The 15,356-nt window shown below is 59.1% G+C and carries 13 protein-coding genes; 8 read left to right on the top strand and 5 right to left on the bottom strand.

The genetic code is table 11. From position 1 onward, the window contains the following. Positions 1 to 81: 81 nt before the first annotated feature. From JHL21_RS02350 to JHL21_RS02340, 3 genes are all read right to left on the bottom strand, one after another. Entirely contained in the window at positions 82 to 1,362 is a 1,281-nt protein-coding gene (locus tag JHL21_RS02350; RefSeq protein WP_169196333.1) for an extracellular solute-binding protein, read from the bottom strand. Positions 1,363 to 1,533: 171 nt separating this feature from the next. Beyond that, the gene (locus JHL21_RS02345; protein WP_169196334.1) at positions 1,534 to 2,619 is read right to left on the bottom strand and encodes an ABC transporter ATP-binding protein; all 1,086 of its coding nucleotides are present in this window, start codon (positions 2,617 to 2,619) and stop codon (positions 1,534 to 1,536) included. A 163-nt stretch (positions 2,620 to 2,782) separates the two neighbouring features. Then, complete coding sequence (locus JHL21_RS02340) at positions 2,783 to 5,554, bottom strand: glycoside hydrolase family 2 protein (protein WP_200211711.1); 2,772 nt, start codon at positions 5,552 to 5,554, stop codon at positions 2,783 to 2,785. 141 nt (positions 5,555 to 5,695) lie between these two features. On the opposite strand from JHL21_RS02340, the gene JHL21_RS02335 reads away from it, so the two are divergent. Beyond that, positions 5,696 to 6,718: a LacI family DNA-binding transcriptional regulator gene (locus tag JHL21_RS02335; protein WP_200211710.1), complete on the top strand. Its 1,023-nt coding sequence runs from the start codon at positions 5,696 to 5,698 to the stop codon at positions 6,716 to 6,718. On the opposite strand, the gene JHL21_RS02330 is transcribed toward JHL21_RS02335, so the two are convergent. Continuing rightward, positions 6,715 to 7,794 carry a LacI family DNA-binding transcriptional regulator gene (locus tag JHL21_RS02330; protein WP_367948145.1) on the bottom strand — a complete coding sequence of 360 codons (1,080 nt, stop codon included), beginning with the start codon at positions 7,792 to 7,794 and terminating at the stop codon, positions 6,715 to 6,717. The genes JHL21_RS02335 and JHL21_RS02330 overlap by 4 nt on opposite strands. Positions 7,795 to 7,905: 111 nt before the next feature. After that, positions 7,906 to 9,420 carry an alpha-N-arabinofuranosidase gene (locus JHL21_RS02325; RefSeq protein WP_200211709.1) on the bottom strand — a complete coding sequence of 505 codons (1,515 nt, stop codon included), beginning with the start codon at positions 9,418 to 9,420 and terminating at the stop codon, positions 7,906 to 7,908. Between the two features lie 250 nt (positions 9,421 to 9,670). Between JHL21_RS02325 and JHL21_RS02320 the strand changes: the two genes are divergently transcribed. The 7 genes from JHL21_RS02320 (at position 9,671) to pxpA (ending at position 15,351) form a co-directional block, all read left to right on the top strand. Next, positions 9,671 to 10,672, top strand: coding sequence for a Tim44 domain-containing protein (locus JHL21_RS02320; protein ID WP_200211708.1), 1,002 nt, complete (start codon positions 9,671 to 9,673; stop codon positions 10,670 to 10,672). A 141-nt stretch (positions 10,673 to 10,813) separates the two neighbouring features. Continuing rightward, the gene (locus JHL21_RS02315; RefSeq protein ID WP_200211707.1) at positions 10,814 to 12,208 is read left to right on the top strand and encodes an L-serine ammonia-lyase; all 1,395 of its coding nucleotides are present in this window, start codon (positions 10,814 to 10,816) and stop codon (positions 12,206 to 12,208) included. Positions 12,209 to 12,325: 117 nt separating this feature from the next. Next, positions 12,326 to 12,562, top strand: a complete 237-nt coding sequence (locus JHL21_RS02310) for a hypothetical protein (protein ID WP_169196341.1) — start codon at positions 12,326 to 12,328, stop codon at positions 12,560 to 12,562. 119 nt (positions 12,563 to 12,681) lie between these two features. Next, positions 12,682 to 12,858 (top strand): hypothetical protein, encoded by a 177-nt coding sequence (locus JHL21_RS02305; RefSeq protein ID WP_169196342.1) that lies wholly within the window; start codon positions 12,682 to 12,684, stop codon positions 12,856 to 12,858. A gap of 104 nt (positions 12,859 to 12,962) precedes the next feature. Further along, the gene (locus tag JHL21_RS02300) at positions 12,963 to 13,631 is read left to right on the top strand and encodes an allophanate hydrolase subunit 1 (RefSeq protein ID WP_200211702.1); all 669 of its coding nucleotides are present in this window, start codon (positions 12,963 to 12,965) and stop codon (positions 13,629 to 13,631) included. Then, positions 13,628 to 14,530, top strand: coding sequence for a biotin-dependent carboxyltransferase family protein (locus JHL21_RS02295; RefSeq protein WP_200211701.1), 903 nt, complete (start codon positions 13,628 to 13,630; stop codon positions 14,528 to 14,530). Before JHL21_RS02300 ends, JHL21_RS02295 begins: the two co-directional genes overlap by 4 nt. Then, a complete protein-coding gene (gene pxpA, locus JHL21_RS02290) occupies positions 14,527 to 15,351 on the top strand; it encodes a 5-oxoprolinase subunit PxpA (protein WP_169196345.1) in 825 nt (274 codons plus the stop codon). Before JHL21_RS02295 ends, pxpA begins: the two co-directional genes overlap by 4 nt. The last annotated feature ends 5 nt before the right edge of the window (positions 15,352 to 15,356 follow it).

The raw sequence follows: 15,356 nt of genomic DNA, 5'->3' as shown, positions 1-15,356 counted from the left end.
CCCCGATAGAGCGCGGTCTTTGCGCGCGCTTGCTAGACAATAGGACCGGCCGGGTTGCCCCGGCCGGCGAGAGGTTTGGGATTAGTCGCGCTGATCGTTCAGATCGTCGCGCATTTCTTCGATGGCCTGACGGGCTTCCATTTCGCCGTTGATGGCGGGGACCATGTAGTTGCCAACCGCGTCATAGACTGGGGAGGCAACGCCAGCGAGCTTGGACTGTGGATCGAAGACTGCAGTGTCGGCGAGGGTCGAATACACAGCGTTTGGCTGCATGTTCTTGAATTCTTCGCTTTCACGGACGGCGGTGTAAGCTGGGATGTGGCCAGCATTGGCCCAAGAGATCGAGTTCTTGTTCATCCAAGCGATGACTTCCATCACAGCCTTACGCTTTTCAGCGGTCTGTTCCTTGCCAACGTTGTTCGGGATGACGAAGGAGTGGGAGTCAGCCCAAGTGCCTGGCTTGTCGTAGAAGGTTGGGAGCTGGATGGCGCCCCATTCGAACAGTTCGCCCTTAGCATGCAGGTCGGTCATGGTAGGAACTTCCCACACGCCGTTGATGTGCATAGCGGCTTCTCCCGAGGTGAAGAGCGCGATGGACGCTGCGTAGTCGGTCTGTTCTGGAGCCTGGCCATTGGCAACCCAAGAGGCAACCAGTTCGGTTACGTTGACGGCCTTGTCGAGGTTGTCGCCGGAGAGGAACTCGCCGTTCGCGTCCATGAACTCGCCGCCCTGCTGAGCCAGCAGGCCGAGGAAAATACGCCACTGGCTATCAGCCGCTGCAGAGTGGATCGAGACGCCGTACTGAGTGCCGGCAGCCTGGAGCTTTTCAAGTGCAGCGTTGAAGTTGTCGACGCCATCGAGGCCGGTTGGCAGGCCGTTGTCGCCGATCAGACCAGCTTCGGCCAGCTTGTCCTTGTTGTAGTACAGAATGACCGAGTGGATATCGAATGGAACAGCATACTGCTTGCCATCGGCCTGAGCAGCCTGCCAGTTCGAAGCAGCGAAGTTGTCGCCCGAGAGGCCAACACCAGCCAGATCGTCGGCGGTGATTTCAGCCAAGGTGCCGGTCGAAATGCCGAGCGGCATGCGCGAGAGGTGATAGGTCATCACGTCTGGGCCTTCGCCAATGGCAGCAGAGGTCTGCGCCTTGGAGTAGAAAGGCACGCCCCACTCGAGAGTGGTTGGCTGGATTTCGATGGTGTCTGCGTGTTCAGCGTTGAACTTTTCGATCAGCGCCTTCATGCGGACGCCGTCACCGCCGCTGAGGAAGTCCCACCAGACAACAGTTTCTTTTGCTTGTGCGCCGAACGACAGCATAGCTGCTGTGGTTGTAAGCAGGGCAATCTTGATGAATTTCTTCACGACTATTCCTCCCATGGGGCAGAGCCCCGTCGCCTTTCCTCCGGCATACGAACCGCTGGCGAAACGATCCGCGCCTAACTTCAGAACGCTCCTCGCGATCCTGAACTCTGTTCACAGGGGTGTCTTCGTGACGGGCGCTGTGCGCTGGCTCCCTGCGTCTATGGCGCTGCCTTATTGGACAGCGTGGTAGGCTTTTCCTGCTTCGTCGAACAGGATGGCAGTGGCGCCATCAAAGGTGAGCTTGATCGTGTCGCCCGCGCTGACCGTGCTGAGGCCAGCGTCTTCAGCAACAACAATCGAGCCATCGGTGAGGCGCGTGTAAACGAGGGTGCGTTCGCCGAGGCGTTCCACGACATCCACCGTACCGGTTACGCCCTCATCACTCTTGCTGACGCGAACGGCTTCGGCACGGATGCCCAAGGTGAGCCCGCTTTGGGCTAGGCCTGCACTTGGAACTGCGGTGGCAATGACGTCGCCCGAGCCGATGGTGACTTTGGCTGTGCCGACGCTGTCGACTGAACCCGTGACAGGCAGGAAGTTCATGCCCGGCGAGCCGACGAACCCGGCAACGAAACGGGTCGCTGGGCGGGTGTAGATCTCCATAGGCGTGCCAATCTGCTCAATCTTGCGATTGTTCATGACGACGATGCGCGAGGCCAAAGTCATGGCTTCTGTCTGATCGTGGGTCACGAAAATCATCGTCGCCTTGATGCGATTGTGCAGCTGCGCCAGCTCGAGACGGGTGCGCACGCGCAGGCCTGCGTCGAGGTTGGACAGCGGTTCGTCGAGCAGGAAAGCCTTTGGGTCGCGCACAATGGCGCGGCCAATGGCAACGCGCTGGCGTTGACCGCCAGAGAGCTGCGCGGGCTTGCGATCCAAGAGCTGGGTGATTTCCAGCATGCGAGCGGCATCATCAACGAGGCGGGTGATTTCTGCCTTTGGGGTGCCGATGTTTTGCAGGCCGAAGGACATGTTGTCCCGCACGGTCATGTGCGGATAGAGCGCGTAGTTCTGGAAAACCATGGCGACGCCGCGCTGGTTTGGCGGCTTCTGATCGACGCGTTCATTGCCGATATAGATCTCGCCGCCGTTGACCTCTTCAAGTCCGGCGATCATGCGCAGTAGGGTCGACTTTCCGCAGCCGGACGGGCCGAGAAAGACGATGAACTCGCCTGAGTGTATGTGCATCGACACGTGGTCAAGAACGCTCACCACACCATAGGACTTGCTGACGTCCTTGAGAACGATATCGGCCATATTTCCTCCCGCGCCAGAACTGCGTTCCGGCCTATTTTTGTAGAGCGGCAAATCTCCTCATTCGCCGCTCTATTTATCATACTATTCAGTCTCGAAACGTCTGTCGCGTCAATCCCTAAGTCGTGATTTGAGCGCGATTTTCTCACTACCCAAGCGGTTTGCCTTAGAGGTCTTGGCTGAGCCCGGCAGTTGCCGAGATCAGACGGTCGAGAAGGGCAGCTGCAACTGGGTCTGCGCCGGGTGCTTCACGAGTCAGGCGGAAGGTCGTGGCGACGACGCCACCCCGGCCAATCTGCTTTTTGCCGATGATGGCAGCGGGCTTGTGAACCCATCCGCAGACGATGCCAGACTGGACATTGTTGCCAAACTCCCAAGGCTTGAAGCCGGTCAGAAGGCTGAGCGGGACCACGCCGGAGAAGCTGAGATCAAAGATCGGGCCGCCCGGAATATCGACGAAGACACCATCGCGACGGAGCCATGAAAAGCCAGCGATCCAATCGCCGCGCCAGATTGTGCCGTCCCGCTCAACCAGATTGATGTTGGGCAGGTGGTGATCATAGGCCGGCTTGAACTGCTTGCCATCGGCGACGATGGAGCGGTGGGGCAGCTCGCCATCGGGCATGTCGGTGCGCAGATTGTGGTTGGTCTTGACCGAACCGTCGGCCAGGATCAGGTATTTCGCACCGGCCTTCATGGCGTCGACGTCTTCGCCATTGACGGCGTGGACGAGCACGATATCGGCCTTTTTCTTGTCGACGATTTCATAGCCAAGCCCGCGGGCATAATCACCCAAAGCGGCGTCATTGACTGCGATGGTCGGGCGACCGGCGGTTTTGCGTTCGGCGTAGAGCGCGATAGTGCAGGTGTTGGTCGCGAGGACTGTGCCGCCCGCTTCCAGCGAGAAGGAGAGGGTTAGCTCCTTATTGGCCGAAACCTTCGGCATGGTCAGCACGGTGTTGCCAAGGTCGGCAACGGAGACCGGGCCGGTGGCTGGGACGGCGATCGAGCCGGAGATGTCGCCGCTCCAGTGAAGGACTGCGCCCGTAGGGATTGAGAGGCCGCCGGTGGCGACACGCAGTTCAAGTGCGAGCTGCTGGCCGGAATAGGCAGAGTAGCGTTCTGGGCGCGGAACGATGACGATGTCGGCGTTGATGGTGCCGAACACATCATGGAAGACGCGCGGGTTGCGCTCGATATCCAAGAGGCCGTTGGCTTCCCAGTGAACGTCGGTCAGCTCGGTGATGACATAGCCCTGAATCGAAGAATAGCGGCGCATTTCCTCGATTTCGTAGCGCAGGTTCATGAACTGGTACCACTGCACCTTGTCGATGAACTGATCGAAATCACCAAAGGTGCGGTAAAGGTCGAGGGCGGCAAAGCGCTGTTCGATACCGTGTGGCAGGCCAACACCATCGCCCCAGAGCGAGCCGGTTTCAAACCATGTTGGTTCTTTGCCGTTTTCGCCGCGCAGGAGTTTTGGATTGGGGAGGCCCCAAACACCAAACTCGGAAACGATCAGTGGTTCGTCGCCACGGCGTTCGGCGTCGCCGAGTGGCGAATAAGTCCAATCGGCACCGGCTGCGAACTGGGCGGTGAGATCATCCCATTCCTGACGGCGCTCTGGAACAGAACGGTAGTAGTGGAAGTCGTTGAGGTCAGTTTTGACGTGCCAGTTCGGGAAACAGGCCGAATTGTCGACGACGAGACGGGTTGGGTCTTCGGCCTTGAGCCAATCATAGCTGTCTTTGAGCCACTGACGGTGTTCGGCGTTTTCGACCAGACGCGTGCCCCAATCTTCGTTGATGAGGGTCCAGGCGATGATGGAGGGGTGATTGCGGTCGCGCTGGAGAATGCCCTCCATGGTTTCGCGCATGCGGCGCGCGGAATCCGTGGTGAAGATCGCAACGTTGGGGACTTCGGTCCAGACGAGGAGGCCGAAGCGGTCGGCGACATCATAATAGCGCGGATCTGGGATTTTGATGTGGCAGCGGAGGGTATTGAGGCCAAGCTCAATGGCTTTTCGCGCTTGGTCTTCGAGGAATTCCAACGAAGGGGCGGTGTAGATGCCTTCAGGGTAATAGTCCTGATCGAGTGCGCCGCGCATGTAAACGGGCTTGCCGTTCAGGAGGATAGAGCCGTTTTCTGTGGTGACGGTGCGGAAACCGAAAGTCTCGGTGACTTCGTCCTCGCCGTTCCCCAAGGTGACGGTGAGCGTATAGAGGTTGGGCTGGAAGACATCCCAGAGCTTGGCATTGGCCACAGCCAGGGCGACATCCACCGCCTCGGAGGCTGCGGCTGCGCTTTCGGCGACGGCTTTGCCTGCATCATCGCGCACGACAATCTTGGCCTCAAGACCAGACGCGGCAGGGGTAAAGCCAAGGTTGGCGACGAGGGTGCCGTGCATATTGGCGGTGATGGTGAGGCTGGTCAGGCGCTTCTTGTTGCGCGCTTCCAGCGACACAGACTGCCAAAGGCCGCCCATGCGCCCATACCAGCTCATCTTGCCATGCGGCACTTCGCTGAAGGGGTATTCGGGGAAGGCATGCTGATCGGCAGAAGGCGTGGTGACGCGCACTTCAACTTCGTTTTCCGCGCGGAGGAGGGCCGGATCAATGGCGCATTCAAAGGGGAGATAGGCCCCTTCATGATCGCCGATCTTGGTGCCGTTGAGGAGAACTTCGCAAGCATAGGCAACAGCGGCAAAGCGCAGAGCGAGGTCCTTGCCAGCAAAATTGGCTGGGACCGTGAAGCTGCGCTTATAAACGGCGTGGCCGAAACTATCGAAGAGATCATCGAACTCAGCCTGCCAAGGCTGGGGGACGTGCGCCTCGCGCCAATCCCCATCTTCAAAGCGGAACTGCCAGACACCATCGAGCGACACAGTCTGTCGCGTCGCGTTGTGGTGGTCGGCGTCAACAGCGCGGCCCAAGTTCATAATCCCTCCGTAGGCAATATTAGTTATATTTTTATCAGCATAGGATCGAATCCAACTTACATACAAGAGCGAAGTGTGCTGGATAGGAAAACAGTTTCAGCGCGCATGGGAGCAGGGCGCTCGCCAAAGGATTGAATGAGTATGGATAAGCGCGCGACCATGCAGGATGTGGCTGAAAAGGCAGGCGTTTCGCAGGCGACAGTGTCGCTCGTGCTCAATGGCGTTGCGAATGCGCGCGTGTCCGCAGCAACGCGGCGGCGTGTGCAAGATGCCGCCGATGAACTGGGGTATCGGCGGGGGCCGCAGCATCCGGTGCCCGCAGGACGCGCCAAGGTGATTGGGCTGTTTGTCGACGAAGTGACGACGACGCCCATGCTTGGACCGTTTCTCGAAGGAGCGATGGAAGAAGGGGCGTTACAGGACGTCGCTGTGGCCGTGTTTTTTACCGGGGGCGATCCGCTGCTGGAGAAGACGGCCATCGACATGCTGGTGGCGCAGAATGCGATTGGCGCGGTCTATACGACGCTGATTACCCGCGAGGTCGTGGTGCCCGAGCATTTCGCGCAGCTGCCGCTGGTTCTGCTCAATTGCTACGAGGGCGAGCTGCGTTTCCCCTCCGTGGTGCCGGGCGACGTGGTTGCCGGCTATGTTGCGACGGAAGCGCTGATCAAGGCGGGGCATCGCCGGATCGCGCATTTGGCCGGTGAGGACATTATCGCAGCGTCAACCGATCGCTATCAGGGGTTCCGGATGGCGATGGAGAAATACGGCGTTCGCATTGAGGAAAGCCTCGTAACGCAGGGTGGCTGGAACGTGCGCGAGGGGCGGGAGCGGGCGATGGCGCTGCTGTCGCGGTCAGATCGACCCACGGCCATATTCTGTTTCTGCGATCGTATGGCGGTCGGGTGTTATGACGCGGCCCGTATCCTGGGGCTTTCGATCCCAGAGGATATTTCCATCATTGGGTTTGATGACGAAGACATTGCCGCAAACCTGTTGCCACCCCTCACGACGCTGGTGCTGCCGCACAATGAAATGGCGCGCTGGGCGGTGGGGCAATTGCTCGAGAGTTTTGAGGGAGTAGACGACGACGAGCGGCTGCAAAAGCTCAAGATCGAGTGTGAGCTTGTTGAGCGGCAATCGGTGGGTGCGCCAAAGCTCTAAGAGCGTGGCGGGGCAACCGAAGCGCGGATAATGAGCGGGCATTCGACCTTGGTCATGCCGGAGGCACGCGCTTCAGTGCCACCGAGGATTTGCTCGGCAGCCCACTGACCCATAGCGCGATGGGGGAGCACCGAAGTTGTGAGCTGTGGGTGTAAATGGCGCGCGATTTCTTCGTCGTCATAGCCCACCACCGACATATCCTGCGGAATGGACAGGCCTGCCTCTTTGAGCGCCTGATAGCAGCCGACGGCCATGCGATCATTTTGACAGAAGATCGCGGTGGGGCGATCGGGGAGGGCGAGGATTTTGCGGGTGGCTTCATAGCCAGCGCTGGTAGACCAATCGCCCTCAAAAACCAGATATTGTTCGAAGGGGATGTCGGCGGTGGCAAGGGCGCGGCGGTAGCCTTTTAGGCGGTCCTGCGCGGCTTCCATCCAGATTTCGCCGGTGATGGTGGCGATACGGCGGTGGCCCTGGGTGATGAGGTGATGGGTGGAGCGCTGACCGCCCGCGATTTCACTGGGAACGGCAGACGGCGTCGCCTGATTGGCGGTGTAGCAATTGAGAAGGTAGACCGGCACTGGCGCATTGCGCAGGGCGGTGGTCGGCGTCACTTCGCGCGTGAAGATGGTCAGATAGACGAGCGCCGAAATTCCCTGCTGGAGAAAATCGTCGATGAGCCGGGCTTCGACATCGCTGTCGCCACGGCTTTGGCCAACGTAGACGAGGCCGCCGCGCTCTTGGATAGCGGCGCTGAGCCCATCAATGGCCTGAACGGCTTCGGGGCTGGTGGCGATCTGATCGACAATAATACCGATGCGGTTGGGCGTTTCGGCGGGTATTGGTGCGGTGGCGGCTTCGGGAATGGCGTAGCCAAGTGCGGAAGCGGTTTCGAGTACGCGCTGGCGCGTTTCGGCGGAGAGCTTCATGCCCGCTGTATTGTTCAGCACAAAGGACACGGTGGCCTGCGAGCAGCCTGCCGCTCGCGCAATATCTGTCATGGTGACGCGACGACCGGTGCTGGACAGTTTTTTGTGCCCCTTCGGTGGCGGCGCTTGTGGATCGACAGGTTTCACAACACTACCGGAAAAGAGAACGGCTGGCTCTTTTGTAGACGGCGTGCAGGGTTATGCAAGAGATGACAGAAAACGCGCCCGAGCCGGAGCCCGGGCGCGCATAGGGGGTGATTAGCCGAGGCGGACGCGCACCATCTGATAAGAGTATGGCGGCAGGCTGACCGAGAGATTGCCATTGGCAAGCTTGGCGCCTTCGCCCTTACGGGGGGCGACTTCGTTCTGCTTGGCGCTGGTGTTGATCGCCTTAAGGTTCGGATGGGTCATGACCTGATGGTCGATGACTTCAACCCCATTGAAGCCCTGGAGGCTGACCGAGGTTTCGACGGTTTCGCTCGGGTTGCGATTGACGAGGAAGAAGGTCAGGACGCCTTCGTCTTCGTTGTGCACGCCCGATACGTCGACAAACTTGGTTTCAGCCGAGTGTGGCGTCTCATAGGTCGGCGAGGTGGTGACGAGCTGAAGCGCGGTGCCGCGACCGTAAACCGAGGCGAAGTAGTAGGGATAATAGATGGTCTGCGCCCAAGCGGGGCCGCCCTTTTCGGTCATGATCGGGGCAATGACGTTCACCAGCTGCGCGATGCAGGCGATTTTGACGACATCGGAACGGCGAATGAAGGTGTTGAGGATGAGGCCCACCATCAGCACGTCTTCAAAATTGTACATGTCCTCCAACAGGCCCGGCGCGTGCGGCCAGCCGCCATTGCCGTCGAGGATCTCGCGATCCTTCTTGTTGGAGTGGTACCAAACGTTCCATTCGTCAAAGGAGATGGTGACATCTTTCTTCGAGCGCTTCTTCGATTTGACCTGGCGAATGGTCGCCGCGACGGTCTCGATATAGGTGTCGAGCTTTTCCGCGAGGCCGAGGAAGTTCGGCGTGTTGTCATCGCGGTTGGCGAAATACATATGCAGGCTGATGTGATCGACATGCTCATAGGTATGTTCGAGCACAATGCGTTCCCAATCGGGATAGCTCGGCATATCGGCATTGGAGGAACCGCAGACGATCAGCTCGAGGTTCTTGTCGAACATGCGCATGGCGCGGGCCGTGTTGGCGGCGAGTTTGCCATATTCATCGGCATCCTTGTGGCCGACCTGCCAAGGGCCGTCCATTTCGTTGCCGAGGCACCAGAGCTTTACGTTCCACGGCTCTTTGCGGCCGTTCTTGATGCGCAGATCGCTCCAATAGGAGCCGCCCGGATGGTTGACGTATTCTAGGAAGTTGCGAGCTTCATCGACGCCGCGTGAACCCAGGTTCACCGCTAGCATCATTTCGGTGTTTACCGTGGCGCACCAATCAGCGAATTCGTGAATGCCGACAGCATTGCTCTCAGAGGTGTGCCAAGCAAGGTCTAGGCGGGTAGGGCGGTTTTCGCGCGGGCCAATGCCGTCTTCCCAGTTATAGGCAGAGACGAAATTGCCACCGGGGTAGCGAACGAAGGGGACGTCGAGCTTTTTGACCAGATCGGCCACGTCGCCGCGCATGCCATCTTTGTCAGCGGTTGGATGATCGGGCTCGTAAATGCCTTCGTAGATCGCGCGGCCCAAATGCTCCAAAAATGCGCCATAGACACGATCGTCAATTTTGGAGATCGTGTAATCCTTATTCGCCACAACACTGGCCTTCACCGCTTCCTCCCAAAGATACCGGTTATCTGATTTGTATCAGTTAATCCGGTTGTACTTCTTGTATGGTTGGCGAGCAAGTTGATTTGTATGATTTATCGGTAAGGCCGATCTCCGGGCGATTTTTAGGTCGGTTGTCGGTCCGGCGACACGCACTTAGGTATTTTTGCCGATTTTATGGTGCGTGATCCTTCAAATCAGCGTTGTGGTTCCCTATATTCCCACTCAACTATATTTAATCTGGATCAAACCTATGTTCGCTTCCCGGAGCTTCCGGTTCGCTAGTGTCTTCGCCGTATTGGTTATGGCGTTCTCCATGGTAGCCGTTGGCGAAGCTGAGGCCCGTAAGGGTGGCAGTTTTGGTAGCCGTGGTGGCCGTACCTTCCAACAGCCTGCTGTAACTCAGACCGCGCCAAATGCTGCGGCTCCAGTTCAGCGGTCTATGACCCCGAACCAGCAGGCGAATAACCCTGCAGCTGGTGCGGCCCAGAGCGCAGCGCGTCCGGGCGGCTTTATGAGCGGTTTCGGTGGCTCGCTTATGCGCGGTCTCATGCTCGGCGGCCTGATCGGCTTGCTCATGGGCGGCGGGCTCGGCGGCATGGGTGGCATCATGGCCATGATCGTGCAGATCGCCGTTATCGGTGGCGTGATCTGGCTGGCAATGCGTATTTTCGGTCGTCGTCGTCAGCCACAGGCTGCCGCGGCTAACGGCTATGCAGCGCCACAGTATGAGGCTCCACAGCCAGAAGCGCAGCAGCACACCACTGCACGCCAGGGCGAAAACCGTCTTGAAGGCCTGTTGGGCAACTTCGGTCGCGGTGGTTCGGCAAAGGCTCCGGCTGATCCGAACGAGCTCGGCATTGGCATGGAAGACCTCGAAATCTTCGAAAGCATGCTGACCCGCGTTCAGGCAGCGTTCTCGAACGAAAACTATGCCGCTCTGCGCGCGCTCACGACCCCAGAAATCATGGGTTATCTCTCGGAAGAACTCGCGACCAACGCCACTAATGGCGTGAAGAACGAAGTGACCGATGTGACCCTGCTGCAGGGCGACATGGCCGAAAGCTGGCGCGAAGGCCAGACCGAATACGCAACCGTTGCGATGCGCTATTCGGCTATCGACTTCGTGCGTGAACGTTCGAGCGGTCGCGTTGTCGAAGGCGACGAGAACGAGCCAAGCGAAAGCACCGAACTCTGGACCTTCGTTCGTCCAGTCGGTGGCACCTGGCAGTTGTCGGCTATTCAGGAAGCGTAATCGCTTTTCACTGCTGATCGATTTGAGGCGGCGCGACACAATCGCGCCGCTTTTTTATTGGCCGTCCGGCCCGAATATCGTGGCGTGAGAAGCAGTTCTGCTGCGTTTTGAATTCGGCGCAGAACATGCTTAGATTTGCGCATGTTTCTGTCAGTTTTTGACGTTTTCAAAATTGGTGTTGGCCCCTCAAGCTCCCATACGATGGGACCTATGTCGGCGGCTGGACGGTTTCTTGCAGAACTCAAGCGTCTCGATCGCCCGCGAGCGGTGGGTGCGCGTCCCGCTTCGATAGTGGCGACGATGCATGGCTCTTTGGCTTTTACGGGCGTCGGGCACGGCACCGGGCGGGCGGTTATTCTGGGCCTTTGTGGCCAATTGCCAGCGAGTGTCGACCCGGACCAAATGGACGCCCTGATTGCCGAGGTCGAGGCAACTGGCGAAGTGCGGCCCGAGGGGCATCCGGCGTATCGCTTTAGGCCTGCGGTCGATCTGATTTTTGATATGAAAACGCCCTTGCCCGGGCATCCCAATGGCATGGAGTTTGTGGCGCGCGATCAGGGCGGGCAGGTGGTCTATCGGCAGCGCTATTTCTCTGTCGGGGGCGGCTTTGTGCTGAGTGCCGATGAGCTGGCGGCCGGGCCAAGCGCCGACCCCCGGTTGGTTGATGTGCCGTTTCCGTTCGAAAATGCGCAGACCATGCTGTCTATGGCGGAGCAATCGGGCTTGTCCATTGCGCGGATGAAGCGGGCGAATGAAGAGCGGCAGATGAGCCGGTTGGAATTGGACCGAGGGCTCGACGCGATTTGGGCGGCGATGAACGGCTGTATTCTGCGCGGGATGGAGCAGGACGGGACCTTGCCCGGCGGGCTTAAAGTCCATCGGCGGGCGAAAAAGCTTCATGAGCAATTGCTGGCGTCGGAACGCCAAAACATGCCCTCACCAACGGCCGCCAATGATTGGCTTTGCCTGTATGCCATGGCGGTGAATGAAGAGAATGCTGCCGGTGGGCGTGTGGTGACTGCCCCGACCAATGGCGCGGCGGGCGTGGTTCCGGCGGTGTTGAAGTATACCGAGCAGTTCCTGCCCGGCATGGGGCGGAGCCAAATTCATGACTTCTTGCTCACCGCTGCCGCTGTTGGCGGGCTGATCAAGCACAATGCTTCCATTTCAGGCGCGGAGGTCGGGTGCCAAGGTGAGGTGGGGTCAGCCTCTGCTATGGCGGCGGCGGCGATTTGCGCTGTAATGGGCGGCACGCCCCGGCAGGTTGAGAATGCGGCCGAGATCGCGCTTGAGCATCATCTCGGCATGACCTGTGACCCGGTCAAAGGTCTGGTGCAGATTCCGTGCATTGAGCGCAATGCGTTTGGCGCGGTGAAGGCGATTACGGCCGCGTCACTGGCGTTGCGGGGGGATGGCGAGCACGTTGTTTCCCTCGACGCTTGCGTTGAAACCATGCGGCAGACGGGCTTGGATATGAGCGAACGCTACAAGGAAACGAGCCTTGCGGGGCTGGCGGCGAATGTGACCGTCTGCTGAGCTGGGGCGCATATGCGTCAGCACGGCAGGGGGCTTGATCGCCCCTTTAGGGCTCAAGGCTGGACAGATGCGCTGACTGTAGGCAAAAGGGGCGGAATTGACTTTGGAGTGGTCTTGATGAGCCGCAAGGAATTTGACGCTTCGCGTATGCGCCGCATGAAGCGCATTGCTGCCCGCTATGGTTTGACCATTATGACGGCTGAAAAGATGAAGATTTTGGGCGGTCACGGCGGCCACCAGATCCGCGAAGACGAAAGCTACAAGATCATCTTTGGCGACGTGCCGAAGCCATTTTCGGCGACGTTCGACGAAGTTGAAGCCTATATCGAAAATCTGGAAGCGGGCGAAGAATAAGACGGCTGGCTAAGTTGGGCAAGACTCTCTCTGCCCAGCGCGAGGCGAAAGTGCAGTTTCACGGCGCGGCGGAATCAACCACACTGGAACGGTAGGCTCACCGACAGGAGGCGCGTTCCATGTATTCTTTGATCAACGCCGATGCCGAAGACGACGATGCCGAAATCACCGATCCCCAAGAAATCGCTGAGCTTTTCGCAGCTATTGTGGAAGTAGCGGTTGAGACGATTGGGACGGAACAAACCAAGCTTTTGTTCGAGGCGGTGATTGAACAGGAGGGGCGAGACCCAAACTGACAGTGAAACCAGCGTCTCATACAGAATTTTCAGCTTAGACTGACAAAATTGGAGGGCGCGGGACATGCACTCTCGCGTTCTCTTTTGACGACATGGAGCGGTCCATGATTGGCACCTCTGCCGCAGATGTGGAGCGGGCTCGTATTGTGCCTCTCGGCGACGCCGCCGCGCTGGTTCGCTTTGCGGATCGGCTTGACGATCAGGCGAACCGCGCAGCACTGGCTTTGGCCGATGCACTTGAGAAAAGCCCGATTGCCGGTGTCCTCGAAATAGCCCCCAGTCTCGTATCGGTTTTGGTGCGATATGACAGCGATGTCATTGACTTGGTGCGCCTTTCTGGCGAGATCGGGCTTCGGCTGAGCAGTGGTGCCGCACCGAGCGCCGCAAAGACCCACGATATTGCTGTGCGTTTTGGCGGAGAGGATGGCCCCGACCTCTTGGACGTCGCCGCGCAATTGGGGCTGACACCGAGCGAATTTATAGCGCAACATAACGCGCAGCCTCTGCGGGTTCTGACGACTGGGTTTGCGCCGGGGTTCGTCTATTGCGGCTTTCATAGCCAAGAAATGACAGTGCCGCGCCGCGCCAGCGTACGGGCACGGGTTCCGGTGGGCAGTGTTTTGTTTGCTGCGGGGCAGACGGCCATTACGGCGACCGAAGTACCTACGGGTTGGCATGTGATCGGGCGCACAGAGTTTTGTAATTTCAACGCTTTTGCCAATCCGCCCACTGTGCTGAGCGCGGGCGATAGCCTGGTGTTTTCGGCCCTATGAGCGCGCTGATACAATTGCTGCGCTGCGGGCCGCTGACGACCATTCAGGACGCTGGGCGGTTCAATGGCTTGCGCCACGGCGTAAGTGCTTCGGGGCCGATGGATGCCGGAGCCTTTGCACGGGCCGGGAATTTGGCGGGCACATCTGGGACGGCGGGCATCGAATTCACCACCGGGGGAATAGCGCTGAGACTTCTCGAAGGCTCAGTGAGCATCGGCTGGAGTGGGGGCGATTTTCGCGCGGCCGTCGATGGCGTGCCTGTGCCGTGGTCTTCGGCTGCGGATTTGCAGCCCGGGAGCGTTTTGGAGATCGCCGCGGGCGCGTGGGGCAATTTTGGCTATCTGCGCTTTTCTGGCGAGATTGATGTGCCGGCGCTTATGGGCAGTCGCGCGACCAGTATGCGGGCGCGTATTGGGGGGCTCGACGGGCGGGTGTTGCAGTCAGTGGATGAGCTGACCATTATTGGTCCCGGGGTGGAGCGGCAGTCGGTAGATGCGGTCGACCAAGATCTGTCGCCGGTTCGGTTCATTTGGGGCGTTCACGCTGAGCAATTTACGAAGGACGTGCCACAGCGCTTTGTAAGTTCATCGTTTTTCGTCACCGCGGCGATGGATAGGATGGGGTTTCGTCTCAAAGACGCGGGCAATGTTTTTGAGGGGAAGAGTTCGCTGTCGCTGGTGTCTGAGCCGGTTCTGCCCGGTGATGTGCAGATCCTTGGCGATGGCACGCCGATTGTGTTGATGCGAGATCATCAGCCGACTGGAGGCTACCCTCGTATCGCGACAGTCATTCGCGCCGATCTTGATCGTTTGGCACAAATGCGACCCGGTACCGAGCTTGCGTTCACGCCCGTTACAGTTGAGCATGCGCAGGCCTTGTGGCGGAGCCGACAAAAATGACCAGTATTGACCTCAATGCCGACCTCGGTGAGGGCATGGGCACAGACGATGATCTGCTCGAAATTGTGTCGAGCGCGTCCATTGCCTGTGGTGGTCATGCGGGAGATGCGGGCACCATCCGGCGTGTGCTCAAGATTTGTAAGCTTCGAGGCGTGCGTGCGGGCGCTCATCCCGGTTACGCCGATCCGGTGCGGTTCGGTCGTTTTCGCTTGGTTATGCCGCTGGACCAATTGCTCTCGCAAATTCGCGAGCAGATGTTTCTGGTTCGGCATATTGCCGATGAGGTCGACTATCCACTGTCCTATGTCAAACTACACGGCGCTTTGGCGAACCAAACGGCGGAAGAGCTGACCTTTGCGATCGGCGTGTTCGCCAGCATTCAGGCCATGGATAAGAAAATGGCGGTGCTGGCGCTCGACAATAGCGAGCAGGTGCGGGCGGCCATGGCCGTGGGTCTGCCGCTCATTCGCGAAGCTTATGCCGACCGGGCTTATACTGCCGAGGGACTATTGGTGCCGCGCAGCCAAGACGGTGCGGTTATTCATGATGTCGATGCCGTCATCGCCCGCTGTTTACGGCTGGCGCAAGCGGGAGAGATCGTTGCCATTGATGGCAGCGTTCTGAAGTCGAAAGCGCGTTCGATTTGTCTACACGGAGACACCCCCGGAGCCGTTGATCTGGCACGGGAGGTTCGTGACGCGCTGGAGGGTGAGGGGATTACGATTGCGGCATCACAGCCGGAAGTGGAATTACCCTGGGACCACGGGTTGGGAGAGGGTGATATCGGCATTATGCCTTTGAACCCGAAAGACCCAGGGTAGCTCGC

The organism is Devosia sp. WQ 349K1, assembly GCF_016595685.1.
Taxonomy (GTDB): domain Bacteria; phylum Pseudomonadota; class Alphaproteobacteria; order Rhizobiales; family Devosiaceae; genus Devosia.
The sequence above is the reverse complement of the archived record's forward strand: the minus strand, read 5'-3'. Positions and strand labels throughout refer to the sequence as shown.

Excerpts from the sequence above, each read along its gene's own strand:
- JHL21_RS02345 (WP_169196334.1), bottom strand. The coding sequence starts at position 2,619 with ATGGCCGATATCGTTCTCAAGGACGTCAGCAAGTCCTATGGTGTGGTG.
- JHL21_RS02295 (WP_200211701.1), top strand. The coding sequence starts at position 13,628 with ATGAGCGCGCTGATACAATTGCTGCGCTGCGGGCCGCTGACGACCATT.
- JHL21_RS02340 (WP_200211711.1), bottom strand. The coding sequence starts at position 5,554 with ATGAACTTGGGCCGCGCTGTTGACGCCGACCACCACAACGCGACGCGA.
- pxpA (WP_169196345.1), top strand. The coding sequence starts at position 14,527 with ATGACCAGTATTGACCTCAATGCCGACCTCGGTGAGGGCATGGGCACA.
- JHL21_RS02300 (WP_200211702.1), top strand. The coding sequence starts at position 12,963 with ATGATTGGCACCTCTGCCGCAGATGTGGAGCGGGCTCGTATTGTGCCT.
- JHL21_RS02315 (WP_200211707.1), top strand. The coding sequence starts at position 10,814 with ATGTTTCTGTCAGTTTTTGACGTTTTCAAAATTGGTGTTGGCCCCTCA.
- JHL21_RS02305 (WP_169196342.1), top strand. The coding sequence starts at position 12,682 with ATGTATTCTTTGATCAACGCCGATGCCGAAGACGACGATGCCGAAATC.
- JHL21_RS02310 (WP_169196341.1), top strand. The coding sequence starts at position 12,326 with ATGAGCCGCAAGGAATTTGACGCTTCGCGTATGCGCCGCATGAAGCGC.
- JHL21_RS02320 (WP_200211708.1), top strand. The coding sequence starts at position 9,671 with ATGTTCGCTTCCCGGAGCTTCCGGTTCGCTAGTGTCTTCGCCGTATTG.
- JHL21_RS02335 (WP_200211710.1), top strand. The coding sequence starts at position 5,696 with ATGGATAAGCGCGCGACCATGCAGGATGTGGCTGAAAAGGCAGGCGTT.